The organism is Defluviicoccus vanus (assembly GCF_014672695.1).
GTDB classification, from domain to species: domain Bacteria; phylum Pseudomonadota; class Alphaproteobacteria; order Rhodospirillales; family Defluviicoccaceae; genus Defluviicoccus; species Defluviicoccus vanus.
The window spans coordinates 1,737,556-1,764,159 of sequence record NZ_CP053923.1 but is presented as its reverse complement, the minus strand read 5'-3'; the positions used below and the strand labels follow the sequence as shown (position 1 = coordinate 1,764,159).

General features: G+C 63.6%; 25 protein-coding genes, 1 tRNA gene and 1 pseudogene. 8 read left to right on the top strand and 19 right to left on the bottom strand.

What is annotated here, in order from left to right; translation table 11 throughout:
- Positions 1-13: 13 nt before the first annotated feature.
- Complete coding sequence (locus tag HQ394_RS07985; RefSeq protein WP_190262792.1) at positions 14-463, top strand: DNA polymerase III subunit chi; 450 nt, start codon at positions 14-16, stop codon at positions 461-463.
- Between the two features lie 59 nt (positions 464-522).
- On the opposite strand, the gene HQ394_RS07980 is transcribed toward HQ394_RS07985, so the two are convergent.
- Entirely contained in the window at positions 523-1,524 is a 1,002-nt protein-coding gene (locus HQ394_RS07980) for a DctP family TRAP transporter solute-binding subunit (RefSeq protein WP_190263197.1), read from the bottom strand.
- A gap of 322 nt (positions 1,525-1,846) precedes the next feature.
- Between HQ394_RS07980 and HQ394_RS07975 the strand changes: the two genes are divergently transcribed.
- Both HQ394_RS07975 and HQ394_RS07970 read left to right on the top strand, forming a co-directional pair.
- Positions 1,847-2,353, top strand: a complete 507-nt coding sequence (locus HQ394_RS07975) for a hypothetical protein (RefSeq protein ID WP_190262791.1) — start codon at positions 1,847-1,849, stop codon at positions 2,351-2,353.
- 52 nt (positions 2,354-2,405) lie between these two features.
- Positions 2,406-3,173: a polysaccharide deacetylase family protein gene (locus tag HQ394_RS07970; RefSeq protein WP_190262790.1), complete on the top strand. Its 768-nt coding sequence runs from the start codon at positions 2,406-2,408 to the stop codon at positions 3,171-3,173.
- 87 nt (positions 3,174-3,260) lie between these two features.
- Here the strand turns inward: HQ394_RS07970 and hcp are convergent, their stop codons facing one another.
- Positions 3,261-4,910 carry a hydroxylamine reductase gene (gene hcp, locus HQ394_RS07965; protein WP_190263196.1) on the bottom strand — a complete coding sequence of 550 codons (1,650 nt, stop codon included), beginning with the start codon at positions 4,908-4,910 and terminating at the stop codon, positions 3,261-3,263.
- Positions 4,911-5,110: 200 nt separating this feature from the next.
- Between hcp and HQ394_RS07960 the strand changes: the two genes are divergently transcribed.
- Positions 5,111-5,836, top strand: a complete 726-nt coding sequence (locus HQ394_RS07960; RefSeq protein ID WP_223291949.1) for a Crp/Fnr family transcriptional regulator — start codon at positions 5,111-5,113, stop codon at positions 5,834-5,836.
- Between the two features lie 108 nt (positions 5,837-5,944).
- Here the strand turns inward: HQ394_RS07960 and rsfS are convergent, their stop codons facing one another.
- The 7 genes from rsfS to rplU form a co-directional block, all read right to left on the bottom strand.
- A complete protein-coding gene (gene rsfS, locus HQ394_RS07955) occupies positions 5,945-6,289 on the bottom strand; it encodes a ribosome silencing factor (protein ID WP_190262789.1) in 345 nt (114 codons plus the stop codon).
- Between the two features lie 66 nt (positions 6,290-6,355).
- Entirely contained in the window at positions 6,356-6,979 is a 624-nt protein-coding gene (locus HQ394_RS07950; protein WP_190262788.1) for a nicotinate-nucleotide adenylyltransferase, read from the bottom strand.
- 98 nt (positions 6,980-7,077) lie between these two features.
- On the bottom strand, positions 7,078-8,385 hold the full coding sequence (locus HQ394_RS07945; protein ID WP_407644719.1) for a glutamate-5-semialdehyde dehydrogenase: 1,308 nt from the start codon (positions 8,383-8,385) through the stop codon (positions 7,078-7,080).
- Positions 8,382-9,527 carry a glutamate 5-kinase gene (proB, locus tag HQ394_RS07940; protein WP_190262787.1) on the bottom strand — a complete coding sequence of 382 codons (1,146 nt, stop codon included), beginning with the start codon at positions 9,525-9,527 and terminating at the stop codon, positions 8,382-8,384. Before proB ends, HQ394_RS07945 begins: the two co-directional genes overlap by 4 nt.
- Positions 9,524-10,567: a GTPase ObgE gene (gene obgE, locus HQ394_RS07935; protein ID WP_190262786.1), complete on the bottom strand. Its 1,044-nt coding sequence runs from the start codon at positions 10,565-10,567 to the stop codon at positions 9,524-9,526. The genes proB and obgE overlap by 4 nt, the downstream gene beginning before the upstream one ends.
- A gap of 68 nt (positions 10,568-10,635) precedes the next feature.
- Entirely contained in the window at positions 10,636-10,893 is a 258-nt protein-coding gene (gene rpmA / locus HQ394_RS07930) for a 50S ribosomal protein L27 (RefSeq protein WP_190262785.1), read from the bottom strand.
- 6 nt (positions 10,894-10,899) lie between these two features.
- Complete coding sequence (gene rplU / locus HQ394_RS07925) at positions 10,900-11,310, bottom strand: 50S ribosomal protein L21 (RefSeq protein WP_190262784.1); 411 nt, start codon at positions 11,308-11,310, stop codon at positions 10,900-10,902.
- Positions 11,311-11,571: 261 nt separating this feature from the next.
- Here rplU and HQ394_RS07920 point away from each other — a divergent pair.
- Positions 11,572-11,663, top strand: a tRNA-Ser gene (locus tag HQ394_RS07920).
- Positions 11,664-11,826: 163 nt separating this feature from the next.
- Here HQ394_RS07920 and HQ394_RS07915 read toward each other — a convergent pair.
- The 5 genes and pseudogenes from HQ394_RS07915 to istA form a co-directional block, all read right to left on the bottom strand.
- Complete coding sequence (locus HQ394_RS07915; protein ID WP_190262783.1) at positions 11,827-11,991, bottom strand: hypothetical protein; 165 nt, start codon at positions 11,989-11,991, stop codon at positions 11,827-11,829.
- A gap of 245 nt (positions 11,992-12,236) precedes the next feature.
- On the bottom strand, positions 12,237-12,383 hold the full coding sequence (locus HQ394_RS07910; protein WP_223291948.1) for a hypothetical protein: 147 nt from the start codon (positions 12,381-12,383) through the stop codon (positions 12,237-12,239).
- Between the two features lie 274 nt (positions 12,384-12,657).
- Positions 12,658-13,191, bottom strand: coding sequence for a hypothetical protein (locus HQ394_RS07905; RefSeq protein ID WP_190262781.1), 534 nt, complete (start codon positions 13,189-13,191; stop codon positions 12,658-12,660).
- A gap of 65 nt (positions 13,192-13,256) precedes the next feature.
- Entirely contained in the window at positions 13,257-14,165 is a 909-nt protein-coding gene (istB, locus tag HQ394_RS07900) for an IS21-like element helper ATPase IstB (RefSeq protein WP_456151561.1), read from the bottom strand.
- A 23-nt stretch (positions 14,166-14,188) separates the two neighbouring features.
- Positions 14,189-15,687 (bottom strand): annotated as a pseudogene (gene istA, locus HQ394_RS07895) (IS21 family transposase).
- A gap of 106 nt (positions 15,688-15,793) precedes the next feature.
- Here istA and HQ394_RS07890 point away from each other — a divergent pair.
- Positions 15,794-16,879, top strand: a complete 1,086-nt coding sequence (locus HQ394_RS07890) for a recombinase family protein (protein WP_317629036.1) — start codon at positions 15,794-15,796, stop codon at positions 16,877-16,879.
- Positions 16,879-17,529: a hypothetical protein gene (locus HQ394_RS20725; protein WP_317629018.1), complete on the top strand. Its 651-nt coding sequence runs from the start codon at positions 16,879-16,881 to the stop codon at positions 17,527-17,529. The genes HQ394_RS07890 and HQ394_RS20725 overlap by 1 nt, the downstream gene beginning before the upstream one ends.
- Here the strand turns inward: HQ394_RS20725 and HQ394_RS07880 are convergent.
- The 5 genes from HQ394_RS07880 to HQ394_RS07860 form a co-directional block, all read right to left on the bottom strand.
- On the bottom strand, positions 17,513-17,851 hold the full coding sequence (locus tag HQ394_RS07880; protein WP_190262780.1) for a M48 metallopeptidase family protein: 339 nt from the start codon (positions 17,849-17,851) through the stop codon (positions 17,513-17,515). The two genes, HQ394_RS20725 and HQ394_RS07880, sit on opposite strands and share 17 nt — an antisense overlap.
- Positions 17,838-20,789 carry a type I restriction endonuclease subunit R gene (locus HQ394_RS07875; protein ID WP_190262779.1) on the bottom strand — a complete coding sequence of 984 codons (2,952 nt, stop codon included), beginning with the start codon at positions 20,787-20,789 and terminating at the stop codon, positions 17,838-17,840. Before HQ394_RS07875 ends, HQ394_RS07880 begins: the two co-directional genes overlap by 14 nt.
- Before the next feature lie 186 nt (positions 20,790-20,975).
- Positions 20,976-21,728 carry a DUF3800 domain-containing protein gene (locus HQ394_RS07870; RefSeq protein WP_190262778.1) on the bottom strand — a complete coding sequence of 251 codons (753 nt, stop codon included), beginning with the start codon at positions 21,726-21,728 and terminating at the stop codon, positions 20,976-20,978.
- Positions 21,728-22,450: a restriction endonuclease subunit S gene (locus HQ394_RS21465; RefSeq protein ID WP_456151560.1), complete on the bottom strand. Its 723-nt coding sequence runs from the start codon at positions 22,448-22,450 to the stop codon at positions 21,728-21,730. Before HQ394_RS21465 ends, HQ394_RS07870 begins: the two co-directional genes overlap by 1 nt.
- A 580-nt stretch (positions 22,451-23,030) precedes the next feature.
- Positions 23,031-24,872: an N-6 DNA methylase gene (locus HQ394_RS07860; RefSeq protein WP_190262776.1), complete on the bottom strand. Its 1,842-nt coding sequence runs from the start codon at positions 24,870-24,872 to the stop codon at positions 23,031-23,033.
- A gap of 479 nt (positions 24,873-25,351) precedes the next feature.
- Here HQ394_RS07860 and HQ394_RS07855 point away from each other — a divergent pair, with 479 nt between their 5' ends.
- Positions 25,352-26,599 (top strand): tyrosine-type recombinase/integrase, encoded by a 1,248-nt coding sequence (locus tag HQ394_RS07855; protein WP_456151504.1) that lies wholly within the window; start codon positions 25,352-25,354, stop codon positions 26,597-26,599.
- Positions 26,600-26,604 lie beyond the last annotated feature (5 nt).

Sequence of the window (26,604 nt, the reverse complement as noted above, 5' to 3'; positions counted from 1 at the left end):
TGGGGCAGCACCATTGACTGACGTTGCGTTCTACCACCTGCAGCGCTCGCCGCTGGAGAAGGTGTTGCCAAAGCTTCTGGAGAAAACGCTGGCCGCCGGCAGGCGGGCGTTGGTGCGCACTGGCTCGGCTGAACGCGCCGAAGCCCTGGCGACAACCCTGTGGACCTACGATCCTGGCGGCTGGTTGCCGCACGGGACAGCGGAGGATGGCAACCCGGCGGACCAGCCCATCTGGCTCACCGACAGCGACGAGAATGCCAACGGGGCTGCCTTCCTTTTCCTGACCGACGGCGCCAGTAGCGATCAACTGGCGCAGTTCGAACGCGGCTTCGACCTCTTCGACGGCAACGATCCTGCCGCTGTAGCGGCGGCACGGGAGCGATGGAAGGTCTGGAAGGCGGCCGGGCACGTCCTCACCTACTGGCAACAGAGCGAAACGGGCGCCTGGGAGCGCAAGGGCTAAGCACACGACCGTGCCGGGTGAATAATGGTGCGGCGTTGTGCTTGCCCCTGGTGCCTGGCTCAGCTGCCGCTGTTGGCGGCGATCGCGGCGTCGAGGATGTTCTTGCCGATCGTCGGTTCGAAGGTCGTCCAGATCGGTTTCAGCGCCGTCATCCACTGTTGCCGTTGCTGCGGCGTGAGCGCGATGATCTGCGTATAGTGGGACGCTTCGATTTTCTTCCGGTCGGTGGCATTCAGGTCCCGGGCAATGGAATTGCCATAGGCGCACGCCTCCTTGGCCGCGGCGGTGAGGTTGGTCCGCACGTCGTCCGGCAGCATGGTCCAGAAAGTGTGGGAAACAATCAGCATATACTCAAGGCTGGCGTGATTGGTTTCCGTAATATACGGCTGAACTTCGTAAATACGCTGCGAATACACATTGGACCACGTATTTTCCTGGCCATCGAGCGCTCCGGTCTGCAGTAGGTGGAACACCTTGGTGAACGGTGCACGAACGGGGATGGCGCCGATGGCGTTGAATTGCGCTTCGATAACGCTCGAAGGCTGGATGCGAAACTTCTTGCCCTTGGCGTCCGCCGGCAGGCGCAGCGGAACATTGGCGGAAATCTGTTTCATGCCGTTGTGCAGAAAGCAGAGGCCGTCGATGTCGGCGCCGCGCAAGGCCCCCAGCAGTTGCTGCCCGGTGGACCCTTGCTGAAAACGATCGATCGCCTCCGCACTGGTGAACAGGAACGGTAGATCGAAGATCTTGAACGACTTGCTATAGGGCTCCAGTAGTGACAGCGATGGTGCGGCAATCTGGATCACGTTGCGCTGCAGGCCGTCGATAACCGCTTCGTCATCCATCAGTTTGGCGTTTGGGTAAATCTCCACCTTGACCTGCCCGGCGAGGCGCTGCTCGACGATCTCCTTGAAGCGGATGGCGGTCTGACCCTTGGGCGTGTCTTCCGCCACCACGTGACTGAACTTGACAACGATTTCCTCGGCGTTTGCCGTCGAGGTGAAAAGGACTTGGACCAAAGCCAAAATCACGGCGATCGTCGTTACGATCAACGAGCGCATAGTCGTTTCCTCCATTCCTGGCGTAGCACGCGATCGCGCATGTCCGCTTTCTGTGATCCGCGACCATGGCGAGCAAACATCCCTTTCTGCGAAGGGCTCGCGTGTAGTCTGCACAGCCAAGCGTGTGGAAAAATGTTTCTTCTAGCGTCTAGGGCGGTTGGTGCTTGTTCCGCTCCTGCGGCTAGCGTAACGGGCAAGACTATGAATCCGTCAAAATCTGCTGCGAGGCAGTCTGCGGAATGATTATTGCGAACAGGATCGGTACCTACAGTGCCGGCACCAGCCGGTCCGGTTTCAATCCTGCGGAAGACGAGACGTTGCCATGACCTTTGATATTGACGCGTTCAAGGCCGACATGCCGGCGGATGTTCTGGCGATCCTCGATAGCGCCGACGCTCCTTACAGCCGCCCCGAAGCGGCCGAGCCTGCCCTGCAGGCGGCGGTGCAAAAAGCGCCGGACAATCTGGCACTACGGATCGCGTCGTATGCATTCTATTTTTATGCCAATCGGTTACACGAAGCGATGCCGCACGCCGAAGCATGTTTGGCAATTGCCGCCAGGGCGCTTGGTGTTGCCGAGGACTGGCGTCTGGTTGATCGCAGCAGCGCTGATTTCAGCGATCCGGCCCGCCCGCAGCGGGTTTATCTGAAATCGCTGTTTGCGCTCGGGTTCTGCCGCGCCCGGCTGGGCGACGTGGAGACGGCACTGCCGATCCTGCATAAGGTGGCCAGCCTTGATGCGAAGGACGAACTGGGCAGCAAGACGCTCATTGGGTTCCTGCAACGTGGTGGCGCGTCGGCCGAGAGCGACGGTGATGACGAGGATTGAAGCAACTCAGGTGCGGATGTGCCCTCGTCCGTGAACAGCGACAGGCAAGCTGATGAATGGTAGAGTAGAAGCCTACAGTCCTGATCGATCGTTGAAGGGCAAGTTACGCCGACGCTTGGTGCGAGCGGTGGCGCGCCGGCCGGTGCGGATGCGGCTCGACCGGCCGATGCTGTCCTTCTCCTTTGACGATCCTACCGCCTCGGCCAGTCGCGTCGGTGCCGAGCTGCTAGCGGCGCATGGACTGCGCGGAACGTACTTTGTTGCCGCCGCTCTTGCTGACCGGANNGAGGGGCCGATGGGCCGCTACGCCTCTCGGGGCGAAATCGCTGCACTTGCGGACCACGGCCATGAGATTGCCTGCCATACCTTTTCCCACCTGGACTGCGGCCAAGCCGCGGCAGCAACGATTGGCGACGACGTGGAGCGTAACGCCAGGCAGTTGAATGCCTGGGGTCTGCCGCCACCAGTCAGCTTTGCCTATCCCTTCGGCGATGTTTCTTCGGCGGCAAAGCAGGTGCTCGGCGATCGCTTCGGCTTGTTGCGCGCCCTCCACCACGGCATCCTCCATGACGGCGGCGACCTGAATCAGGTGCCCGCGGTTGGCATTGAGGGAGCCGATGGCGAGCGGCGTGCCCTCAACTGGCTGAAGCGCGCAGCGGCCGGCCGCGGCTGGCTCTTTCTTTACACCCACGACGTGGCGGCAACGCCGTCGCCCTGGGGCTGCACGCCGTCGGTACTGCAGCGGCTGATTGAGGCCGCCTGCGCCGCCAGTTTCGATATCGTCACCGTAGCCGACGGTCTTCGTCGCGTCTCCACTTAGACCGAGAGGGGCAGGTCGGCGGCGGGCAGAGGATGCCGGGCATACTGCTGGCCGGCATCGCCCGGCCTTGGGGTTTGTCCGCGGTTGCTATGCTGCCGTGCGCATTGCCGCCAGATCGTCGGCGACGGACCCGATCGGCTTGATCGCGAAGGTGTCGACCAGAATTTTCAGCACCGGCGGCGTGACGAACGCCGGGAGTTTGGGGCCGAGGCGGATGTTGCGGACGCCGAGATGCAGCAGGGTGAGGAGGACGAGGACTGCTTTCTGCTCGTACCAGGAGATAACGAGATCAAGCGGCAGGTCGTTGACACCGCAGTCGAAGGCGGCGGCCAGCGCCGTAGCGACACGGATCGCCGAAAAAGCGTCGTTACACTGGCCCATATCAAGCAAACGCGGCAGTCCAGCTATCTCACCCAGTTCCAGGCCGACGACGCGAAACTTGCCGCAACCAAGCGTGAGGATGACCCAGTCCTTCGGCATTGCCTCCGCCAGCTCGGTGTAGTAGTTGCGACCCATCTCGGCCCCGTCGCAGCCACCGATCAGGACAAACCGCTTGATGTCCCCGTCCTTCACTGCGCCGATCACCTTGTCGGCGATGGAGAGGACGGTGCCATGCCCGAAGCCCACCAGATGCCGCGTTTCGGCGGAAGCTTCGGTAAAGCCAGGGGCAGCCAGCGCAGCATCAATGACCGGTTGGAAGTCGTGATTGGTGATGTGCGGAATTTCTGGCCAAGCGACCACGCCCGAGGTGAACAGGCGATGGCGATAGGCAGGCTGCGGTTGCTGCAGACAGTTGGTCGTCATCAGGATCGCCCCCGGGAATGCGGCGAACTCGCTCTTCTGCCGCATCCAGGCGCCGCCAAAGTGGCCTGCCAGATGCGGATACTTGTGGAGTTCGGGATAGCCGTGTGCCGGCAGCATTTCGCCGTGCGTATAGACGTTGATGCCGGTGCCGGCGGTCTGTTGGAGCAAAATCTCCAGGTCCTTCAGATCATGGCCGGAGACGAGGATCGCCTTGCCCGGACGGTGGCCCATCAGCACCGGCGTCGGCGTCGGCGTGCCATAGGCACCCGTGTTGGCTGCATCCAGCAGTTCCAGGACCGTCAGCCCGACTTCGCCGCATTTCAGGTTAAGGCCAAGGAGCGTGGTGGCATCGGCGGTAGGGTTGGTCAGGGCAGCGAGTGCTTCGTGCAGGAACGCGTAAACGGTCTCGTTTTCGCGACCAAGGACGCGTGCGTGGGCGGCGTAGGCTGCCGCGCCTTTAAGCCCGTAGGTAAGGAGTTCCTGCAGCCCGGCGATGTCGGCGCCCAGCGCAGCGGTCCGTGCCTCGATGCCGACGGCGCGTCCCTGCGCCAGCAAGTCGTTTCGGTCTGCGGCGGGGACCCAGGCCGCGGCGCCGTCGAACTGCTCCGGTGTCTGATTCGCATCCACGCAGGCCTGCACATAAAGCGCCCGCACACGATCGCGCATCTCCGTGGCCTGGTGCAGCAGGCCGATCAGGCGCTCCGGGTCAAAGTTGACGTTGGTGACGGTGGTAAACAGTGCGTCGAGGATGAACGCATCAACGTCGCCGTCGCGCCGGTCAAGACCACGGGCGCGATGGGCATACATGGCGATGCCTTTGGCGGCGTGCAGCAACAGATCCTGCAAGGTCGCTGTTTCGTCGGTCTTGCCGCACACGCCGAGGGTGGTGCAGCCGGTGCCGCGGAACGTCTGTTCACACTGATAGCAGAACACGTGATGGTCTTCCTTTGATGTCTGGTCGAATTGCAGGTGCTGCCGATTGTTGGGCTTGGAAGGTTGCGGCGACCACGCCGTGCCGCTGTCGGAGCCGGAGACTACGAACATCCGGGGCGGCGGTCCTTGACCGCGGTCAAGCGCGGACAATGAGACGCCATAAGTCGGCCAGACACGCGGCGGGAGAAGGAGCCAAGATCTTGAACGAGGCAACATTTGTCACGATTGCCCTGACGCCGCAGGAGACGGCGGTGCTCAAGGCGACACCGTTATTGCAGGGGCTCGGTGACGACGCGCTCGTTCAGCTTTTAGCTGGCGCCAAGGTGCATGACTTGGCGGCGGGGGCCGCGATGTTCGTTCAGGATGAGCCGGCGGAGCGATTTTTCGTGCTGCTCGAAGGCTGGGTGAAGCTTTATCGACTGGGGGTCGATGGCAGCGAGGCGATCGTTGGCGTCGTCGCGCCAGGCGAAACCTTCGCCGATGCCGCCACCTTCGCCAACGCGCTCTATCCTGTCTGTGCGGATGCGGTGACGCCATCGCGCGTTCTGTCGCTGGCGTTACGGGCGTTTGAACAGGCGATCACCGCAGACGGCGCCATTGCACTCCGGATGCTGGGCTCACTGTCGCTACGGCTGCGCTACCTAGTGGGTCAGATCGAACAGTTGCAGATGAAGTCGGCGCCGCAGCGCCTGGGGACGTTTCTCGTCGGCCTGTGTCCGGCCTCGAGCGGTGCCGCAGTATTGGTCTTGCCATTGCCGAAAACGCTGATCGCGCAGCGACTTGGCATGCGCCCAGAGACGCTGTCACGCGCCATGCTGGCTTTACGTCGGGTCGGCGTCGAACGACAGGGGACAGCCGTTAGCATCGCCGACGTCGCCGTCCTCGCCCGTTTTGCCGGCACCGATCAGCCGCACGGATGCGACTGATCGGCCGGCGCCAGTTGCATACGTTAACGCCAACGTTGGTGCCCGCAACGTGCTCAAGCAAACGGTTCCAAGGCTGATCCGCCCCGGACGGTGCGTGGCGTGGTGGTATCAGGCGGCGGAGCTTGTGTTCTCCTGAAGCTTGAACCGGTCGCCTTCGAAGGCTGGCATGCCCCAGAGGCGCTCGAGAGAATAGAACTCCCGCATCTCCGGCCGGAACAGATGCACCACAACATCGCCGGCATCAATCAGCACCCAATCGCTTTGGTTGTTCCGCTCGACGCCAAGCGGCCGATAGCCGTTGGCCTTGGCCTTTTCGAGAAGATGATCGGCCATCGCACCCAGGTGCCGCTTCGAGGAACCGGATGCGATGATCATGTGGTCAGCGATTGTTGTCTTGCCCACGAGATCGATAACGACAACGTCCTCCGCTTTGTCGTCATCGAGCGACGCCATTACCAACGAAAGCAGAGGATCCGCATTCGTTTGCGTCAGAGTATGCGCGTAGATGGCTCCAGTCTCCTAGATGTTGGCTGGTTCGTCCGCGGGAATTGCGAGGAATTGTTTGTTGGCTGCCGCACGATAAGCGCGGATGCGAGTCGCCGATCCTTGATGTGGCCTGGTATGAAAGAACATCCAGGCAGGAGGGTCCATGTGGACAAGGTTGCGAGCCCGTGACTCCCAAACGCGATCTGCGGCAAATCGCATTGCCGCTTTCCCCGATAGTACATCATAAGAGTACGACGGTCGCGCGAAAATCGCAATGGGAACAAGAGTGAAGATCCGCTGCCAGTCCTTCCACTCCCAAATCTGCCCGAGATTGTCGGCTCCCATCAGCCAGACGAAGCGACAGTCGGGAAAGCGCGGCAATAGGGCGCGCAGGGTGTCCGCGGTGTAGACGGTGCCTAATGCCTTTTCGATGGCGGTGACGCGAATGCGCGGATGGCCGGCGGAGCGCCGCGCTGCCGCAATCCGATCGGCAAACGGCGCCATGTCATCGCGCGGCTTCAGCGGGTTCTGCGGCGAGACCATCCACCAGACCTCGTGCAGGCAAAGCCGCTTCAGTGCCAACAGCGAAATATATCGATGGCCCTCGTGGGCGGGGTTGAATGACCCGCCGAGGAGACCGATGCGCCGGGTTGACACGGTCGGCTATCCGGATTGATTGAGCGACGATAAGAAGGGCGGAAGGACGCCGACGTTCGCGCTGCGACAGGTCGGCGGTGGCGAAGCGGGCACAACAGCTAAGGCCGGCATTGTCCGGTACCGCGGACGATGTACTTGAAGCTGGTGAGTTGCTCCACGCCGACCGGGCCGCGAGCGTGCAGCTTACCGGTGGCGATGCCGATTTCGGCACCCATCCCAAACTCACCACCGTCAGCGAATTGCGTCGACGCGTTGATCATCAGGATAGCGCTGTCGATGCTGTCGACGAACTTCGCTGCCGCTTGCGCATCCTCGGTGATGATTGCCTCAGTATGGTGCGAGGAATGACGGCGGATATGATCGATGGCGGCGTCGACGCCATCCACCACCTTCACCGCGATAATCTTGTCGAGATACTCCGTATCCCAATCCTGTTCAGTGGCGGGCTGGACGCGACTGTCCAGCACACGGGTGATCGCATCGCCGCGCACTTCGCAACCGGCCGCCAGCAAATCGCCCAGGATGTCGGGCAAGAGGCCCGGTGCAACGCTGCGATCGATGAGCAGCGTCTCCGTCGCGCCGCAGATGCCGGGTCGGCGCATCTTGGCGTTCAAGGTCACCTGCCGCGCCACCTCCGGATTGGCTTTGGCGTGGATGTAGGTGTGACAGATGCCTTCGAGGTGTTCGAACAGCGGCACCCGGCTTTCGGCAGTCACCCGCTGAATGAGCGATCGGCCACCGCGAGGAATGATCACATCAATGATGCCATGCATCTGCAGCATCTCGCCGACGGCACCGCGTTCGGTGGTTGGGACCAGTTGGATGCTGGTTTCTGGCAGCCCCGCCGCCACCAGAGCAGCGGCAATGCATTCCATAATAATGGAGGATGTGGCGAAGCTTTCCGAGCCACATCGCAGGATGGCGGCATTGCCGGCCTTCAAACACAGACCGGCGGCATCGGCGGTGACGTTTGGACGAGATTCGTAGATGACGCCGATGACGCCGATGGGCGTGCTAACGCGTTCGATCTGCAGACCGTTCGGTCGCTCCCAACTGGCAATGACCTGTCCAACCGGATCAGGCAGGTCGGCGATCTCTTCCAGACCGCGCGCCATTGCCTCAATTCGCCCTTCGTTCAGCTCGAGTCGGTCCACCAGCGCCGGACTCAGCTGCTTGCGATGCGCTGCATCAAGATCGCGACGATTGGCGGAGAGAATATCGCGGTTGCGGGCACGCAGAACAGTGGCCGCCTGCCGCAGCGCCTGATCCTTGGCGGAGCCGGTGACTGTTGCGAGAATCGTTGCCGCCGCACGGGCCGAGGTAGCGATGTGATGCATCAACTGGCGCAGGCCGTCGCTCTCCGGGGCGTGAGAGGCGGCGGCGATGTCGGCGGTGATCGCAGTCATTTTCGTTTCTTTACGTCCAGCGCGAGATCGTCACGGTGTATCAACTCATCCCGACCACGGTAACCGAGGCATGCTTCTATTTCACGAGTTTTGTGGCCGATGATTCGTCTGGCGTCCGCGGCCGAATAGGCGCAGAGGCCACGGCCGAGAATCTCGCCAGTTCCGGCCCGGATAAGCACCGCCGCGCCCTTGCCGAAATCACCTTCAATCGCGATGACGCCCGCCGGCAGCAGGCTTTTGCCCTGCATCAGTGCCGATACGGCGCCGGCATCGATGACCAACGAACCCGCGGGGTTGAGAGTGCCACCGATCCAGCGCTTGCGTGCCGCCTGTGGCGACCGCTCGGGGAGGAACCAAGTGCAGGCAGCGCCACCGCGGATTCGCGCCAGCGGGTGAGGGTGGTCACCGGCGGCGATCACCATTCGGCAACCGGCAGCGATGGCGATCTTCGCTGCCGCCAGCTTGGTGACCATGCCGCCGGTGCCGACCGCCGAGCGGCTGGTATCCGCCATCGCGTCGATTTCGGCAGTGATCTCACGCACTTCGGGCAGCAGTCGCGCTTCAGGATCGCGGTGCGGGTCGGCAGTGTAGAGACCGTCGATGTCGGAGAGCAGGACCAGAGTATCGGCGCTGATCATCGCCGCGACGCGCGCGGCAAGGCGATCGTTGTCGCCGAAGCGAATCTCGTCGGTGGCGACGGTGTCGTTCTCATTGATCAACGGCACCGCACCGACCCGCAACAAGGTGGCGAGGGTGCTGCGGGCGTTGATATAGCGCCGGCGGTCTTCGCTATCGTCGAGGGTGAGTAGCACCTGGGCGACGGTGATCTGGTGATCGGCCAGCACCTCCTGATAGGCGTGGGCGAGGAGGATCATGCCAGCGGCGGCGGCGGCCTGCTTCTCATCAAGATGCAGGGCGCCGTTGGTGAAATGCAGTTGGCGGCGGCCAACGGCAATGGCACCGGAGGAGACGATGATTACCTCGCAACCGTCGCTGCGCAGAACCGCCAGATCATCGACGAGCGATTGCAGCCAGGAGCGGCGGATAGCGCCAGTCTCCTCGTCCACCAGCATCGCCGAGCCGATCTTGATCACCAGTCGGCGGCTCAACCCCAATTCGGTGCTTTGGCGGAAGGGGCTCATGCGTTGTCGGTGCTGACCGGGTCGGCGTCGGTTGCTGCGGTATTGCCAGGGGCAGTGTCGCGCACGCAGTCACGAATGCGACCGAGAAGATGGCGCATGCCGGCGGCATTGACCGCCGAAATGGCCGCCACCGGTCGCCCGACGGCCGCCGCCAAGTCCGCGCGCCGCCTGGCCACCAAATCCGGGGTCAACGCATCGATCTTGGTTAGCGCCACCAGTTCCTGTTTTGCCGACAGACCGGCGGCGTAGGCATCGAGTTCGCCGCGAACCGTCCGATAGGCCGCGACCACGTCCTCCTGCGTGCCATCCACCAGATGCACCAGTACCCGGCAACGCTCCACGTGGCCGAGAAAGCGGATTCCGAGTCCGGCGCCGCGGTGCGCGCCTTCGATCAGGCCAGGGATGTCGGCGAGGACGAACTCGTCGCGGTCGACGCCGACCACGCCCAATTGCGGATAGAGCGTGGTGAAGGGATAGTCGGCGATTTTCGGCCGCGCCCGGGAGACGGTGGCGAGAAACGTCGACTTGCCAGCGTTTGGCAAGCCAATCAACCCGGCGTCGGCCAGTAGCTTGAGGCGCAGGATAATGACGAATTCCTCGCCCGGTTGGCCGGGATCGGCGCGGCGTGGCGCCTGATTGGTCGAAGACTTGAAGCAGGCGTTACCGCGACCGCCGCGACCGCCGTGGGCGATCACCGCCCGGTCACCCGGGGTGAGCAAATCGGCGTAGCGGATGCTGGCGTCCTCGCTGAACACCTGGGTACCCGCCGGCACCTTCAGCACCACATCGGCACCGCGGCCACCGGTGCACCCCTGCCCCATGCCGTTGTGACCGTTGCCGGCGCGGAAATGCCGCTTGTAGCGGTAGTCGATCAGGGTGTTCAGGCCGTCAATGGCCTCCACCACCACATCACCGCCATCGCCGCCGTTGCCACCGTTGGGGCCGCCGAACTCGATAAATTTTTCGCGCCGGAAGGACAGGCAGCCATTGCCCCCGTCACCGCTGCGCACGAGCACTTTGGTTTCGTCGACGAAGCGCACCGCAAGACTCTCCTCAGCCGCCGCCGGTTCGGCGGCAGCCCGCTCGCCCCGGCGATGCGTCGGCTATGTTAGCCGATCGGCTCGATCGAAACGAAGACCCGGCTCTTGTAAGCACGGCGGAAGGCGACGCGTCCCTCGCTCAGCGCGAACAGGGTATGGTCACGACCGATGCCCACATTGGCGCCCGGATGATAGCGGGTGCCACGCTGGCGAATGATGATGTTGCCCGGGATGACGAACTGGCCACCGAACTTTTTCACCCCAAGGCGTTGCCCGGCACTGTCGCGGCCGTTGCGTGAACTGCCGCCGGCTTTCTTGTGTGCCATTGACGTTTACTCCACTAGTTCGGCAATGCGCTGCTCTTCTACCGCCGGCGTCGCTACGGCGGCCATGGGTGCCTCCGCTGCGGCCGCTACCGGCACGCTGCCATCAAGGCTGACGCCGCTGATTTTGACCACCGTCAAATCCTGGCGATGGCCGCGCATCCGCCGGTGGTTTTTACGACGCTTCTTCTTGAAGATAAGGAGCTTCGGACCGCGGGTCTGTTCCACCACCTTGCCGAAGACGCGTGCCGCGTCCGGAACGGCGTCGCCGACGAGCGGCGCTTCGCCGTCGGGCGCGAGCATAATGATATCGTCGAATTCCACGGCATCGCCCGCATCGGCGGTCAGACGCTCGATGACGATGCGATCGTTCGCGGCAACCCGATGTTGTTTACCGCCGGTGCGAATGACTGCGAACATGGCTGATCCGAAATATCTCCTATCCGCGCGCCAGGGGGCGCGACGTCGCGATGAGATTTACCGACCGCGGCCGCGGCTGTCAACACACTGCCCGCTGGAACTTGCTTGCTGGAAGGTGGCGGCTGGCTGATGCCGGGGATCGCAGTGACGTTATTGCGGTACGCGGTCGTTTCGGTTAGCGTGCCGCCCTTCATCGCTGGCGTGCCGCCATGTCTTGCTATCAGGTGGGACGAAGCGTACGCACGATCTGAGAGCGAAGCAGGAGGGGTGCCGGAGCGGTCGATCGGGGCGGTCTCGAAAACCGTTGTACCCTTTACCGGGTACCGTGGGTTCGAATCCCACCCCCTCCGCCATCGCTATGCCGTAACTGATTGTAATAAGGGAATTTTTCTTAAGGGCCAAGAAGTCGGCCCACAATTCAGCCCACAACTTTGTATCGGTTGCGGGTGGATCGTGGCGAAGACATTTTCCGCTCTGAGGCATAAGGCGCCCCAAGCTGCGCGCCGTTCGTAACGGTCACTTGCACCTGCCACCGATGATGACGCGCAGCGATGGTGGCTGCGCCGGCGGCGGCCCGTCAGGCTCGTCCGGCGTGTCAGGGTCAATCAGCATGCGGATGAACGCCAGGGCCTCTTCGAGCGAAGTAAAGCGTTTGCGATCGTACCATATGTCACCACTCATGCCGCCAGTATTAGGGCGGCGGGGTTAACGGCTGGTTGATCACGGCATCCCGCCGACGAAGCCGCTTGTGTCATTGGCTCTGATCAACGTAATCCGCGCCCCGACATGGCGGCACCCCATGCGTGGGCAGGCAAGATTCCTCGCCACCTCGTCCATGTACGCGTTGAGGTGGCTGACTTTGATCAGGAGCTGCACCGGGCGCGCGTCGCCAGGCGCGACAGTGGGATGACGGTCACGCCGGCGGCTCAGTCGATTAGAGGCTCCGGCGAGTACTCGTCTTGCTCCAGCATCCGCTCCAGGGTCTCGCGATCGCCAACCCGTAGCGGACGCTTGCGCGGCTGACCATATTGCGGACGTTGGTCGCGGTCGTCGTCGTCAGGATGATCCTGCATCATCGGCTCCTTCGTGGTTTGGGTGGGCTTTCCCCCGGTTTAGGTACCTTTCCGGGGTAGGAAAAGGGGTGCGCTGGAACCGCCCGCAAGTTTCCTAGGTCCAGGACGAAAAACACACGCAATATGTGTATTATTAGGCAGGTTGCCCATGGTCTGGGCAGAAAACCAAGGTCGATTTGGGCTGCATTACTGCGACGGGCGCCGAAATCAATGGGTTAGGTACAGCGCGAGAAGGGGGTCGCTCTAAGCGACACCCCTTGGCGGCCGATGCCCGCTACACCCCGAGGATGGCCGCGGGCGAGGTGTCAGGCCGATACTCGATGGCGATGCCCGCATTGGCGGCAAACCGCACCAGCTCGACTTCCTGCGTTTCCATTTCCAGGAGTTGCTGGTCGATCTCAGCGATCCGTTGCTGCCGTTCGGCGGCTGGCAGCCCTGGCGGGTGCGCCTCGTAGTACTGCCGCAGATGCGCCATCAGCGCGTCGCGTAGGTGCGTCCTCAGCAGTGGCACCAGCAGCGCTGTGACCGTGCCGAGCGTCGTTGCGCCGTGCAGCTCGATCATTGGCGTGCCACCCTTGGCGACCGCGTCCATGACGGCATCTGGACCATGATACGGCGCACTCCTCGCCAATGTGTCCAACAGGCTATCGATCCCGGCGCTCACCTCGTGATCGGGGAGCGGTGCGGCTTCGACTTCCGCCCGCTGTGCCTTGAGCGCGGTAATTTCGGCACGGATGCCGTCGATCTCTGCGGCTGCCGATTTGACTGCATTGGCTGCAGCCGCGAGTGCGTCTTTTCTGCGTGTCAACGGCGGAGCAATTCTGGGCCACTGTAGCGGAGTAAAAGCAGGCCATTTGGGCGAGAGCGGTGCAATCACGGCAAGGGGCCCGATCGGGCCCCTTGCCGTGCGTCGGCTTTGCCTCGGGGATCAGGGCTTGCTGGTTTCGCCGGTCTCGGGATCGACGGTCTCGGCGGTGGTCTGGTTTTGCTCCGCCCGATCGGCNNTGCGGTGGGGGGACGACGACGTCCGGCGGATTGCTTCAACCGGTAGCTGTCGCCGTTCATGGTGAGGATATGGACGTGGTGGGTCAGGCGGTCGAGCAGCGCGCCGGTGAGCCGTTCCGATCCCAGCACCGAGGTCCAGTCCTCGAACGGCAGATTGGAGGTGACGAGGGTCGAGCCGCGCTCGTAGCGCTGGGAGAACACCTCGAACAGAAGTTCCGCCCCGGTCGGCGACAGCGGCAGGTAACCGAGTTCGTCGACGATGAGCAACATCACCGACTGGAGATCGCGTTGCAGCTTCAGCAAGCGGCGCTCGTCACGCGCCTCCATCAACTGGTGCACGAGGGCGGCCGCGGTGGTGAAGGCGACGGTGAACCCCTTCTGGCAGGCGGCAAGAGCGAGGGCGAGCCCGACATGGGTCTTGCCGGTGCCACTGTTGCCGAGCGCGATGACGTTCTCCCGGCGCAGGATGAACTCGCAGCGGGCCAGCTCGAGCACCAGCATCTTGTTGAGGCTGGGAATCGCGGTGAAGTCGAAGGTGTCGAGGCTTTTGACCGCCGGGAAGCGTGCTGCCTTGATCCGCCGCTCGACCATTCGGCGTTCTCGGTCGATCAGTTCGAGTTCCACCAGGCGCAGCAGATAGCGGGGATGATCGACGCCGTCGCGTGCGCATTCGCGGGCGATCTTGTCGTATTCCCGCAGAACGGTCGGCAGCTTCAACTGCTTGAGGTGATGCGCCAGCAGAACCTGCGGTGTGCCGCTTGTCGTTCCCGCCGGCATCGCATCAGCGCCCGCCTTGCCGGTCATGCCGTTGTCCCGGGAACGAGAACGGCGTAGTCAGCCGCCGCCGTCATCCTGACGTCCATTTTCGGCAGATGTGGATAGGCCGTCAGGTCGAGCCGGGCCGGCCGCCGCTCGACGCGCGCCAGAGCAATCTGCTTGACCGCATCAAAGCCGATGACGCCGAGCCGGATCGCTTCGCTGACCGCGCTCGCCACCATCTCCATCGGGATCGCCTCCATCAGCCGCAGCACCTGGATGAACTCCCGCCTGCCGCGGTTGCCCATGCGCGCCTCGAGGAGATGGCGCAGGTGCTGGAACGCCTCCGGCAGATCCCAGTCTTTCAGCGCCGCCGCCTGGTCGAGGGCATTCGGCTTCGTCTCGATCAGCGCCAGATAGTGCAGCGGCTCGAATACGAAGGTGCCCGTGCCATAGCAGCGACGATGCCGGGCGATCGCCTCGCCGGCACAAAGGATCACCACCTCGTCGACGAAGCCCTTCACCACAACATCCCGGAAGCCGTATGCCGTCGGTACCGAGTAGTCGTTGCCGCGGTAGCGGACCAGGGCGGTCGATGAGACACGGGCCGCCCGCTTCTCGCTCGGCTCCAATGGCACCGCCGGCAAATCCCGGAAGGCTTCGAGGTCGGCGACGAGACGCTCGCCGATGGTTTCGCCGTGGCGACCGGCGCGTTCGCCTCGTCGCTGCCGGCAGCGCTCTTCCAGCATGGCATTGAGATCGTCGAAGCTTGCCGCCTGGGGGATCGGCGTCAGGAAGTTCGATCGAGCATACTTCACCAGCCCCTCGACCTTGCCCTTGTCGTTGCCCTTGCCGGGACGGCCGAAGCGATCCTGGAACAGGTAATGGCTCTGCAGTTCCGTAAAGGCCCGGGTGCGCTCCCGCCTGCCGTCGCCGCAGATCTTCGCCACCGCGAGCGTCGTGTTGTCGTAAAGCACCGACAACGGCACGCCGCCGAAGAAGGCGAATGCCGACACATGCCCGTCGAGGAAGGCTTCCGTCGTCTCCGCCGGATAGGCCTTCACGAAAGGAGTATCCGATTGCGGCAGGTCCATGCAGAAGAAGTGGATCTTCTGCCGGACGCCGCCGATCACGCCGATCGCCTCGCCAAAGTCGACCTGCGCATGACCGGACGGATGAGCCAGCGGCACGAAGGTCTCCCGCAATCTCCCCGAGCAACCCGGACGTAGTCCCTCACCACCGTCAGACCGCCGGCATAACCGTGCTCGTCGCGCAGTCGCTCGCAGATCCGCTTGGCCGAATGCCGCTGCTTCGAAGGCGCCGTCCTGTCGGCCTCGAGGATGGCGTCGATCACCGGCAGCAGCACCCCGAGCTTCGGCTTCTTCACCGGCTTCGTTCGCGTGTAGCCGGGCGGCAACGAGAACCGGCACATCTTCGAAACCGTCTCACGGCTCAGCCCGAACACCCGGGCCGCCTCACGCCGGCTGTTGCCCTCGATGAAAACGAAATGCCGAACGGCGGCGTAGACTTCCACGGCAAACATCCCCGGCCGCCCCCACAAAAAAAGAGACAGCCTAACCACTGGCCGGATTTTACTCCGGCGCGGCAGCACCAATCACCGCCGCTACGTGGCCTAATTTGTCACCGCCATACACAAGGACGGCCGGGTCGACGTTGTCGTGGTCTACAAGATCGATCGCCTGAGCCGGTCGCTGATGGATTTCGCCAAGCTGGTCGAGGTGTTCGACCGTCGCGGCGTCACATTCGTCAGCGTCACGCAGTCCTTCAACACCACGACGTCGATGGGCCGGCTAACGCTGAACATTCTGCTCTCGTTCGCGCAGTTCGAGCGCGAGGTGATCGGCGAGAGGATACGCGACAAGTTCGCCGCCTCGCGGGCGCGCGGCATGTGGATGGGTGGCCACCCACCGCTCGGCTATGACGTCAAGGACCGCAAACTGGTCGTCAACGAAGCCGAGGCCACGGTTGTGCAGATGGTCTTCGAGCGGTTCTTGAAGGTTGGCTCGGCCACCGTGCTGGTCAGGGAGCTGGCGGCCGACGGTATGACCACCAAGCGCGGCAAGCCGATCGACAAGGGCTTCCTCTACAAGCTGCTCAACAACCGGGTCTACGTCGGCGACGCCGTGCACAAGGGAGTCGCCCATCCTGGCGAGCACACGGCGATCATCGGCCGCGATCTCTGGAGCAAGGTCCACGCCATCATCCAGCAGAGCCCCCGCATCCGCGCCGCGAATACCCGAGCGCAGGCGCCGGCTTTACTGAAAGGGATCCTGTTTGGCGCCGATGGCCGCGCCATGACGCCGACGCATGCACGGAAGGGCGGCCGGCTCTACCGCTACTATGTCGCTGCCGGTTTGCTCAAAGCCGACACGCCGCCGGGCGTGGTGCGTCGAGCGCCCGCCGCCGAATTGGAAGCCGCCGTGGTCGACCAACTGCGCGGCCTGCTGCGGGCGCCGGAACTCGTCGTCGGCACATGGCGGTCGGCGCGGCCGGAGATCGAGGCGCTGTCGGAATCCGAAGTGCGCGAGGCGCTGCTGAGTCTCGATCCGGTATGGGACGAACTGTTCCCAACCGAGCAGGCCCGCATTCTTCAGCTCCTTGTCGAGCGCGTCGACGTTCACCCGGACCGGCTGGACCTGCAGCTGCGCGTCGATGGCCTGCAAACGCTCGTCGCCGATCTGCGCGCTGGGAAACCTGAGCGGAGGGCGGCCTGATGACGAACGCACGCCTCAGTGCCGACGGGCGCACACTGGCCGTGAGCGTGCCGATGACGTTCACGAAGCGCGGTGGCCGCAAGCTTGTCATTTCGCCGGACGGCGCTCCGCCCTGGGCGCCACCGCGCCGGCGGGTCGACAACGCCATGGTCAAGGCGCTGGCCCGCGCGTTTCGGTGGCGGAGGCTGATGGAAACGGGCGCCTACGGCACGGTCGAGGAAATCGCCGCCGCCGAAAAGATCAACGCCTCCTACGTCAGCCGGGTGCTGCGGCTCACGCTGCTCGCGCCCGACATCGTCGAAGCGATTCTTGACGGCCGGCAGCCGCCCGCCATGACGCTGGCGGCGCTGATGACGCCGTTTCCCGTGGCGTGGGGGAGCAGGCCAAGGCGGTTTCGGGGTCGTCGGCGGAGCGGAGAAGCTGAGCCAGACCCCTGTCAGCAGGAGCGCTCCTGGCTACTTCTTGCTTCCCGCGGTCGCCCCGCCGGGCTTCGGTTTGGCAAGTGCGCTCGGCACGCTGCCGTCCGACGCAAGGATCTTTTTCTTGCATGCCGCGGGTTTCTTCGCCTCGTGGTTACTCCTCTTTTGACCTTTCGCCATCATCGTTCTCCCAATCTGCGCATCATCGCTTTGCCTATTCAAACCGTCTAGGAACATCGGAATACGCGAGGCTACGCCTGGAAACATCGTGCTTTCGCCAATCGGGCACATGAAGGCTCATGAGCGCCTTGAACATCTTCCCGTGGTTGGGGACTTTCAGATGCAGCAGTTCATGGGCGATGACGAAGTCCTGAAAGCCCGGATCCTGCTCGATCAGGTCGTCGGCGAGCGTCACGATCCCGGTGGTCGAGCATGATCCCCATTTCTGGGTCATGCGTTGCACGCGCAGAATCCGCGGCGCGATCTTCAACCGCTCGGACCAATTGTGCACTCGTCGTCGAAGTTCTCCCTGCCGATCGTCACGCATCCGCATCGGAATCGCCGCCGAGGAGAATGGCGAGAATGACGTCGACGACACGGCCACGCTCTTCCCTGTCGAGCGCGAGCAGCGGGCGATAGAGCGCCGCCCGCAGCCGGCGTTGCTCGTCGATGTTCACCCGAGCATTGGGATAGCGAGCAAGTTGCGTTTCGCTCTCCCGCGCCAGCTCCATCGCGGAAATCCCGGCGTTGCGCAGCGCCGCCTCATCCTTCAGCGTCCAGTAGACGCCGAAGGCGCGGGACGAGAGGCCGCTGTCTTTCGCCGCCTGGATCGCCTCTTCCTTCTCTTCGGCCAGTGCCGCGAGAAGATCCATCGCGGCGAGACCGGTCGTCCTGCGGTTTTCGAGGTCCTTGAGGATGCGCTCGGCGCGGTCTTTCAGGGTCTGCAGCACCGGGGCTGCGTCCGAATCGTCCTCCGCCTCCTTCTGCAAGCCCTTGACGAGATTGAAGACCTTGCCCTCGTCAGTGCCGGGTTCGCCGCGCAGCCCCTCGAGCGTCTTCACGTCGAAGGTGACCGACTTCGTCAGCCCGCCGAGCCCGTCCTGGGTCGCGCTTTCCTGTACCAACCATTGCGTCTTGTAGGCGAGGTCGGCCACGTAGCCGACGCGATCCGCATAGGCGTTCCGCACGGCCGCATAGAGCTGCGCCAGCCGCTTGAAGGTTGCGATGTGATCGCGAAGCTCCGGCGAGGGCGACAGGATTTCCCAAAGCGCCTCGATCTCCTTGTAGGCCTCGAAGAATAACTTTCGCGGTTCAGGATCGAGAAAGCGGCCGTAGACCAGTTTTTCGAGACGCTCGTCGGCGCTGCCCTCATCGCCCGTTTCCAGGTAATCGGACTTCGCCCTCTCGATCTTGCCGAGGAAGTCCTTCAGCAGCAGGTCGAGGTCCTCGATGACACCGCTCACGTCGGAGCTGTCAAACTGCAGCGCCTTCTTCAGCTCGCGTAGAACGCCGACGAAATCGACGACGAGGCCCACGCGTTTCTGCATGGCATTCGCATCGACGTAGGGCCGGTTCACCCGGGCGATGGCCTGCAGCAGCACATGGTCCCGCATCGGCTTGTCGAGGTACATGCAGTAGAGCAGCGGCGCGTCGTACCCGGTGAGCAGCTTGTCCGTGACGATCAGGATCTTCGGATCCTCGCTCGCCTTCTTGAAAAGGATGCGAACGTCAGACTCGCGCTCGGGNGAAAGCTGCACCTCGGCGACCAGCGGCCGGTCGACGATGTCCGCCGCGTTCTCGGTGTAGACCGCCTCCGACCATTGCGGCGGCAGCAGCTTGTCCAGCGCCCGCTTGTATTTGGCGCAGGCCTCGCGGTTCACGCCGACGAGGAACGCCTTGTAGCCGAGCGGCAGCACCGTCTCCGTGAAGTGCTTGGCGACGAAGGCCGCCACCTTCTCGATCCGGTCGTCGGCGGTCAGGAAAGTGCGCAGACCCACGGCGCGGTCGAGGACCTTGTTGAGTTCGTCGATGTCGGTGACGCCCTCGGCGGCGGCAAGCTCGAAGAATTCCTTGTCCAGCCGCTCGGCGGGCACCGTCATCTCGCTCGGCGCCATGGTGTGACGGATCGGCAGTGTGGTCTCGTCCTCGATCGACTCGCGGATCGAGTACTTGTCGAGATAGCCCTGGGCATCGTCCGTGCCGAAGATCTTGAAGGTGCCCTCGCCCTGCGCCGTTCTGGCGATCGGCGTGCCGGTGAAGCCGATGATCGTCGCCTTCGGCACCGCCGCCATCATGTAGGTGCCGAGGTCCCTGGCGACCGAACGGTGGGTNTCGTCGATGAACACGAAGATGTTCTCGCGCGTGTTCGCGTCCTTATCGATCCCCTCGAACTTGTGGATCATCGAGATGATCAGGCCGCGCTTGTCGGTCTGCAGCAGGTCCTGAACCCGCGCCTTGGACTCCGCGCGCCAGACCGGGATGTCCTGGCTCTGCATCTCGCCGAGCAGCTTTTCCACCCAGCCCTTGAGCTGGCCTTCAAGCTCGGTGCGGTCGACCACCAGGATGACGGTGGCGTTGTTGAACCGCGCCTTCTCCTCAAGGATCAGCCGGGCGGCGGTCAGCAGGGTGAAGGTCTTGCCCGAGCCCTGCGTGTGCCAGACGAGGCCACGCTTCTTCGCGGCGTCCTCGCAGCGCTCGACGATCTTGTCGATGGCGATGCGCTGGTGCTGGCGCAGCACGGATTTCCGCGTCTCGCCATCCTCGACGTAGAACAGGATCCAGTGCTGGAGCGTGCGCAGGAAGTCGGTCGGCTCGAAAAANGCCTGCACGGCGAACCGGTAGGTCTCCTCGGGCTGCTGCTTCCAGCGCGCCATGTAACGGCGGTTGGCGTTCCAGGTCACGCCGTACCAGTAGTCGAGCAGATGCGTGACGTTGAACAGCTGCGGCGCGCCGATCAGTTCGGGCGTCTCCTTCTCGTAGCGCTTGAGTTGCGTCACGCCGCGGTCGATGGCGCCGCCGTCCTTCGGGTTCTTGTGCTCGACGATGCAGACGGGCACGCCGTTGATCACAAACATCACATCGGCCCGGTTGCCCTTGCGCGCGGGCGGCTTCAGCTTCCACTCCCAGCTGACGTGAAAGACGTTCTCGGCCGCCGCCTCGAAGTCGATGAGCTGCACATGGCGATGGCGCTTCTCGGCCTCGTCGTACCATTGCCGCTCGCCGCGCAGCCAGGCGAGCATCTCGCGGTTGCCCTCGATGGTCGGCGGGATCGCTTCCAGTTTCTCGATGACCTGACGGATGGCGTCGGCCGACATCCACGGATTGAACTTGGCCAGCGCAGCCTCGAGTTCGTCGCGGAGCACCATGCCGGCGTCGCCGCCGCGCTTCTGCTTGGCAACCTCGGGCGCGATCGGCGTCCAGCCGATGCCCGCCGCATGGTTAACCATCGGGAACTGGACGGTGCCCGCCTCGCTGATCCGGATTTCAGACATGGATCGGCGCCTCCGGGCGGGCTTTGCGTGTCATGGATGAACAGCAAACGCATTTGTGTGTAACGGAGGAGCGCTTCGTTACATTCAAGCGGACTTGCAAAACCGCCGTTCCCATGCCATTATTTTTACGGGATCGGGAATGCTCGATCGACGGGCGTTGCTTGGTGTAACCAGGAGCGCCCGTTTTCATTTCGGAAACACCTTCAGGCCATGCACGTTTCCTGCCTTGTAGAAGTGATTCTGCAAGGCGTCGAAAGCGCGATTGGGCTGCTGCGGCTTCAGAACATGGCGCGCGACCGGGTGGGCGCACAAATCCGCCAACTGAATACCGGCGATATTGTCCTGCTTGCGCCGGAACGTCAGGGGGCATAGCAGGTTCCGGAACCGTTGCGCCTGATTGTAGTAGGTTCCCTGCGTCATCAGACTGTGGAAGCTGGCGCGCAATTCGTTGTCCTCGTTCTTGCCCCTGGCTTCCGCGATGACCGGAAGATCCGTCTGGCCGTTCGCTTCCATGAAATGGAGCACGCGCTCGAAGCTGTATTCGAGGGCGATGTCGTAGGGGTTCTTGGCTTCCTCGCCATAACGTTTCAGATGAGCATCCTTCCGGATCGCGGTGACGAACAGGGTGTAGGGAAGCGATTGCATCAAGCCGGTCAACTCGGCGAGGAACCGCTCGCGCACACCAGCATTCTGCAGGATCGAGAACGGCCCTTCGGCCTTGCGGATGTCGCGGCTGTGTAGGTTGATGCCCTCGTGCGCGAAATAGCGCAGTTTGAATGCCGCGATTTCTGGGACTATGGCGCGCGCGTAGGTCTCGCGCTCGACGATCACCGCGCAAAGGACAAAAACAGGGAATTCCGGGTTGATCTTGACGAGCGAATGGTCGCCGCATTCATCGAAGAAGGCGATGAACCGCGAGGTGGAAAGACAGGGTTCCATCATGCCGCCACCGCCGCCGATGATTTCGGCGCCAGCGCCGACAGGTCGAGATCGGCGATGCGGATTTCGCCGGTCATCAGCTTGTGCAGCAGCGCCTTGAACAGGTCGTCGAGCACGGCGCGCTTGCGGCGGTGCAGGTCGATCTTCCGGTCGATGGCGTCGAGGACCGCGACGATTTCCCGCTGCTCGTCGAGGGTGGGTGGAAACGGGATCGGAACGCTTCGCAAGAAAGCGCAAGTCAGCGCGCCCTTGGTGCTTCCGCCGCCCGCTCCGACCTGACGAAAATAGTCATACTGCGTTTCGAGATATCCCCGGACAAACGATGGTTCGGCCCGCTCAAGGTCCGTAGCGACGTAGGCGATGTGTTGATTGACGGTGGCTCGCATCCGCAGGACGGCGCAGTGCCCGAGTGTCTTCCCTTGGCCTGTAATCGCAATCAGGATTGCGCCGGGCTCGATTTGCGGCAAGTGACACTCCCGCAGTGCATTCGAGGTGACGAATTGATCCGCCGCCACGATATCCCGGTCATAGACTTTCGCGCTTGTCAGCCATGGGAAGTCGCCGCCGTCCCAGTATTCGTGAACGCTTTTCTTCGGTGTCGATCCGTTGCCGACGCGTCCCAACGAGCCAAGCGGAACCACATCCCAACTCTCCGGCAGCGGGCCGATTTCGGTTTCCTTCTGCGCCTCGCCCCTCAGCCCGCGCGTAAACAGCGCCCGCATCGCCGCCCGCTTGAGGTCTTGGGCGCACCGTTCGCAACTCTCCTCGGTGGCGGATGCCTGCTGGACGACTTCAAGAGCATCCGCGATTGTGGTCTGGTCGTCGGGCTCCAGTGCCGGGATCGGCAGATCGAGGAGCACGTTCTCCGGCACCCGTTTCCGCCCGGTCGATCCTTCCATCNNCCTGNNTTCGGCGACGTAGTGTCGGATGTCCGGGTGGAGCAAATAGAAGAACAAGAGCCGTGGGTCGTGCTGATCGGAGCGGGGGTGAAGCGGGATCACCTCGGTCGTCGCGTAACCGAACGGGGCGGACAGCACCTGCACCAGAGCCTGCTTTCCGTTCTCGAAGGACGGCGTGATCTTGCCGACCAGGATATCGCCGAGCTCGAAGTATGTGCCGCTGGCGATGGCTTCCGGCGCCTTCATCGTGAAGTCGGGCAGATAGGCGCCACCCTGTGGAATGTCTTCCATCGCCGCGAACGGGATCGCCGCAAACGTCGAGCGGTCAAGGCCACGCGGCTTCTTCGTCACGTCGTAGCAGTCGCCGACGCGGGACCAATGTCGGCCCTCACCAAGATCTGCTTCAAGCAGGCCCATCGACCACCCCAGCCAACAGTTTGGATATCGTGGCCGACAGACGATGTGCCTCGCCGTCCAGTTCCGTAAGTTCGCGGACAAGCGCGCTCACCGAACCCACCTCGGCAGAACTGGACTGCCCCACCCACCGGCTCGGGCTGAGGTTGTAGTCGGCTTCCTCGGCCTGCGCTTTGGTGATCACGGCGATCTCACCCTCGACCGGCTCGCCCTTAAGCCAGGCCGCGGCGAGCGGGCGGATGTCCTGCTCGGGGATGAAGTTCTTCGGCCGCCCCTTCTGCACCCGGCGCGAAGCGTTCAGCAGCACGATCCTGTCCTTGCGCGCCGCCGGCTTGCGCCTGGACAGCACGACGATCACGCCTGCGGCGGTGGTGTTGTAGAACAGGTTGTCGGGCAGCAGGATCACGCCGTCGATCAGGTCGCGGTCGACGAACCACTTGCGGATGTTCCGTTCCTTGTCCTCGTTCTTCGATCCCGAGCCGCGCGTCACCGCACCGGTGTCGAGCACCACCGCCGCCCGGCCCCGGTCGTTCAGGCAGGCCATGGTGTGCTGCAGCCACGCCCAATCGCCCTTGCCGGTGGTGGCGCCGCCCTGGGTGCGGAAGCGGTCGAACGGGTCATCGGCGAACACATCCGGGTTGAACGGCTGGTTCCACATCGGGTTGGCGACGACAATGTCGTAGGTGCGGATCTTACTGTCGGCGGTCTTGAACTTTGGATTGATCATCGTGTCGCCGCGCGCCATCTCGACTGTCATGTCGTGGATGATCGCGTTCATCTGCGCGACGGCATAACTCTCGGCGGTCAGTTCCTGGCCGTACAGCTTGAGCGGCACCTTGCTGGTCGGGTCGAGCTCGCGTGCGACGAGTTGGAGCTTCACCAGCAGGCCCGCCGAACCGCAGGCATAATCGTGGCAGTCCTCGCCGGGCTTCGGACGCATGATGTGCGCCATCAGCAAGCCGACCTCGGTGGGCGTGAAAAACTCACCGGCGCTCTGCCCCGAGCCTTCGGCGAACTTCCGGAGCAGGTACTCGTAGGCGCGGCCGAGGAAATCCGGCTGCACGTCGGCGAGGCCGAGGCGGTAGCGCGGATCGGAGAAGGTTTCGACCACCTCGCGCAGCTTCGCCGGGTTGATGTCGCGTTCGCCGTTGCGCTCGGCCGCAAAGTCGACCACGTCGATGACGCCCGACAGCGACGGGTTCTGCCGCACGACGGCGCGGACCGCCTTGGTCAGGTGCTCGCCGATGTCCTTGGGGCGGGTGCTGCGGCCCTGCTCATCGTTTGGCCAGTCATACGGCGCGCGCCCGCTGATCACCGCCCAACGCGCCTCGGGCGGCAGGTAGAAGCGCAGCAGCGCGTGATCTTCCTCGGCGATCTCCAGCGCCGTCCCGCGGTCGCCGTACTCTTCGGCAAGGCGGTCGATCTCGTCGTCGAACACGTCCGACAGGCGCTTCAGGAACAGCAGCGGCAGCAGGTAGTCCTTGAACTTCGCCGCGTCCTTCTCGCCGCGGATGGAGCAGGCGGCATCCCACAGCATCTGCTCCATGGACTTCGTGGAGGGCATGGCTGACCGCGCTCCGGTCCGGCGCCGCGTCACTTGCGCCGCCGCTTCGCCCGAATCCGCGCTGGGCTCGTCCCTGTCGATGCCCGCCTCGGCGGCGAGGGCGGCGATGGTGTCGCGCGCCGCCTTCTGCGGCATGTTCGCGCCGCCTTCCCAGCGGTTGACGGTGGCGAACGACACGCCGAGCCGCTCGGCGAGCTGCTCTTGCGTCAGGTTGAGGTTGGCGCGGATGGCGCGCAGCGTTGCGGCGGTGGTTTGTGCATTTGTCATGTTTGATATATTTGCTATATCGCACATTCCTGTCAATGGCGAAATCCACTCCGGCGGCTTTGGCGAATGCCCCCGGTGTGGCTGCCGCGGTTCGAATCCGGCACGTCTCGCCCATCCGAACGCACTTCCAAAAGTACGGATTTTGCGCGCCAAATAAGCGCGTTAAATCAACGCGTTAAAAATCCGTACTGTTTGGGCGAAGTCAGGAGCTTTGGAGAAAGGGGGCGGAGAGAGACCGATTTCGGTCGCTTCCCGGCGCCTGCGAGGTCAACAGCTTTTCGGCCAAAGGTGCGCGGATACTGGCGTTTTTTCAGCCCGCACGGCGCCGGAGACTGTTGTGCGCGACGCAGTTGGCGGAGGGGGTGTCCGCCACACTAATGTTCATCACCGTCCGCTAGCATCCTTAAGTAACCGCTATTACCAGATAGTTATAGGCGTCACTGTTCAGCGGCGTTCACGCTTGCCCGGCTACAGCCGCGATGATATTGTGGGCGGGTTTGGTGGCTGGGACTTGTGGGCTGATGGCGGCGGGGAAACTGACGGCGGTCAAGGTGCGGGCGCTCACCGCACCGGGACGATATGGCGACGGCAACGGGCTGTGGCTGCAGGTGCGCGATGTCGACCATCGTTCCTGGCTCTATCGCTACATGCTGGATGGCAAGGCGCGGCAGATGGGGCTCGGTACGGTCGAGGCCGTCTCGCTCGCGGCAGCCCGTGAGGCCGCCAGAGAGGCGCGCAAGCTGGTCCGCCAGGGGATCGACCCGATCGACCACCGGCGAGCTGGGCAGGAAGCGAAGGCGGCGGCGAACGCACTTACCTTTCGCGAGACGGCCGAACGCTACATCGCGGCGCACGAAGCGTCCTGGCGCAACGCCAAGCACCGCCAGCAGTGGAACAATACCCTCAAGACTTACGCTTTCCCGGTGATCGGCGGCCTTGCCGTTTCCGCGGTGGACGTCGGGCATGTGATGCAGGTGATCGAACCGTTGTGGCGGGACAAGACGGAGACTGCCTCCCGGCTGCGTGGGCGCATGGAGGCAGTCCTTGACTACGCCACCGCCCGTGGCTGGCGAACGGGCGATAACCCGGCGCGCTGGCGCGGGCATCTCGACAACCTGTTGCCGGCGCGAGCGAAGGTACGGCGGGTCGAGCATCATCCGGCGCTGCCGTGGCGAGAGATGGCCAAGTTCATGGCGGCCCTTCACAACGAAGCTGGCATTGCCGCGCGCGCCCTGGAATTTGCCATCTTGACTGCGGCGCGCACGGGCGAAGCGATTGGCGCTCGCTGGGCTGAAATCGACCTCGATGCGGCGGTGTGGACGGTCCCGGCGGAGCGGATGAAGGCCGGCCGCGAGCACCGGGTGCCGCTTTCAGCCGCAGCACTTGGCGTGCTGGAGGAAATGGCGCCGGCACAGGGGGTGNGCGGGGAATTCGTCTTTCCCGGCGGTAAGAAGGGCAAGCCATTGTCGTCGATGGCGATGCTCATGCTGTTGCGCCGCATGGGGCACGCCGATCTGACCACGCATGGTTTTCGCAGTGCTTTTCGCGATTGGGCGGCGGAGGCCACCGGCTACCCCCGCGAGGTCGCCGAACTGGCCTTGGCGCACGTCAACAAGGACAAGGTTGAGGCTGCCTACCTGCGGGGCGACCTGTTCGAGAAGCGCCAGAAGATGATGGAGGACTGGGCGGCGTTCTGCACCGACAGACGAAAATCTTTCAAATCCTAGGGGAT

What these genes read in the sequence shown, in the direction of transcription:
- HQ394_RS07980 (WP_190263197.1), bottom strand. Translation starts at nt 1,524, where the DNA reads ATGCGCTCGTTGATCGTAACGACGATCGCCGTGATTTTGGCTTTGGTC.
- HQ394_RS07975 (WP_190262791.1), top strand. Translation starts at nt 1,847, where the DNA reads ATGACCTTTGATATTGACGCGTTCAAGGCCGACATGCCGGCGGATGTT.
- rsfS (WP_190262789.1), bottom strand. Translation starts at nt 6,289, where the DNA reads ATGGCGTCGCTCGATGACGACAAAGCGGAGGACGTTGTCGTTATCGAT.
- HQ394_RS07945 (WP_407644719.1), bottom strand. Translation starts at nt 8,385, where the DNA reads ATGACTGCGATCACCGCCGACATCGCCGCCGCCTCTCACGCCCCGGAG.
- proB (WP_190262787.1), bottom strand. Translation starts at nt 9,527, where the DNA reads ATGAGCCCCTTCCGCCAAAGCACCGAATTGGGGTTGAGCCGCCGACTG.
- rpmA (WP_190262785.1), bottom strand. Translation starts at nt 10,893, where the DNA reads ATGGCACACAAGAAAGCCGGCGGCAGTTCACGCAACGGCCGCGACAGT.
- rplU (WP_190262784.1), bottom strand. Translation starts at nt 11,310, where the DNA reads ATGTTCGCAGTCATTCGCACCGGCGGTAAACAACATCGGGTTGCCGCG.
- HQ394_RS07915 (WP_190262783.1), bottom strand. Translation starts at nt 11,991, where the DNA reads ATGAGTGGTGACATATGGTACGATCGCAAACGCTTTACTTCGCTCGAA.
- HQ394_RS07910 (WP_223291948.1), bottom strand. Translation starts at nt 12,383, where the DNA reads ATGCAGGATCATCCTGACGACGACGACCGCGACCAACGTCCGCAATAT.
- HQ394_RS20725 (WP_317629018.1), top strand. Translation starts at nt 16,879, where the DNA reads ATGACGAACGCACGCCTCAGTGCCGACGGGCGCACACTGGCCGTGAGC.
- HQ394_RS07880 (WP_190262780.1), bottom strand. Translation starts at nt 17,851, where the DNA reads ATGCGGATGCGTGACGATCGGCAGGGAGAACTTCGACGACGAGTGCAC.
- HQ394_RS07870 (WP_190262778.1), bottom strand. Translation starts at nt 21,728, where the DNA reads ATGGAACCCTGTCTTTCCACCTCGCGGTTCATCGCCTTCTTCGATGAA.
- HQ394_RS21465 (WP_456151560.1), bottom strand. Translation starts at nt 22,450, where the DNA reads ATGCGGGCGCTGTTTACGCGCGGGCTGAGGGGCGAGGCGCAGAAGGAA.
- HQ394_RS07860 (WP_190262776.1), bottom strand. Translation starts at nt 24,872, where the DNA reads ATGACAAATGCACAAACCACCGCCGCAACGCTGCGCGCCATCCGCGCC.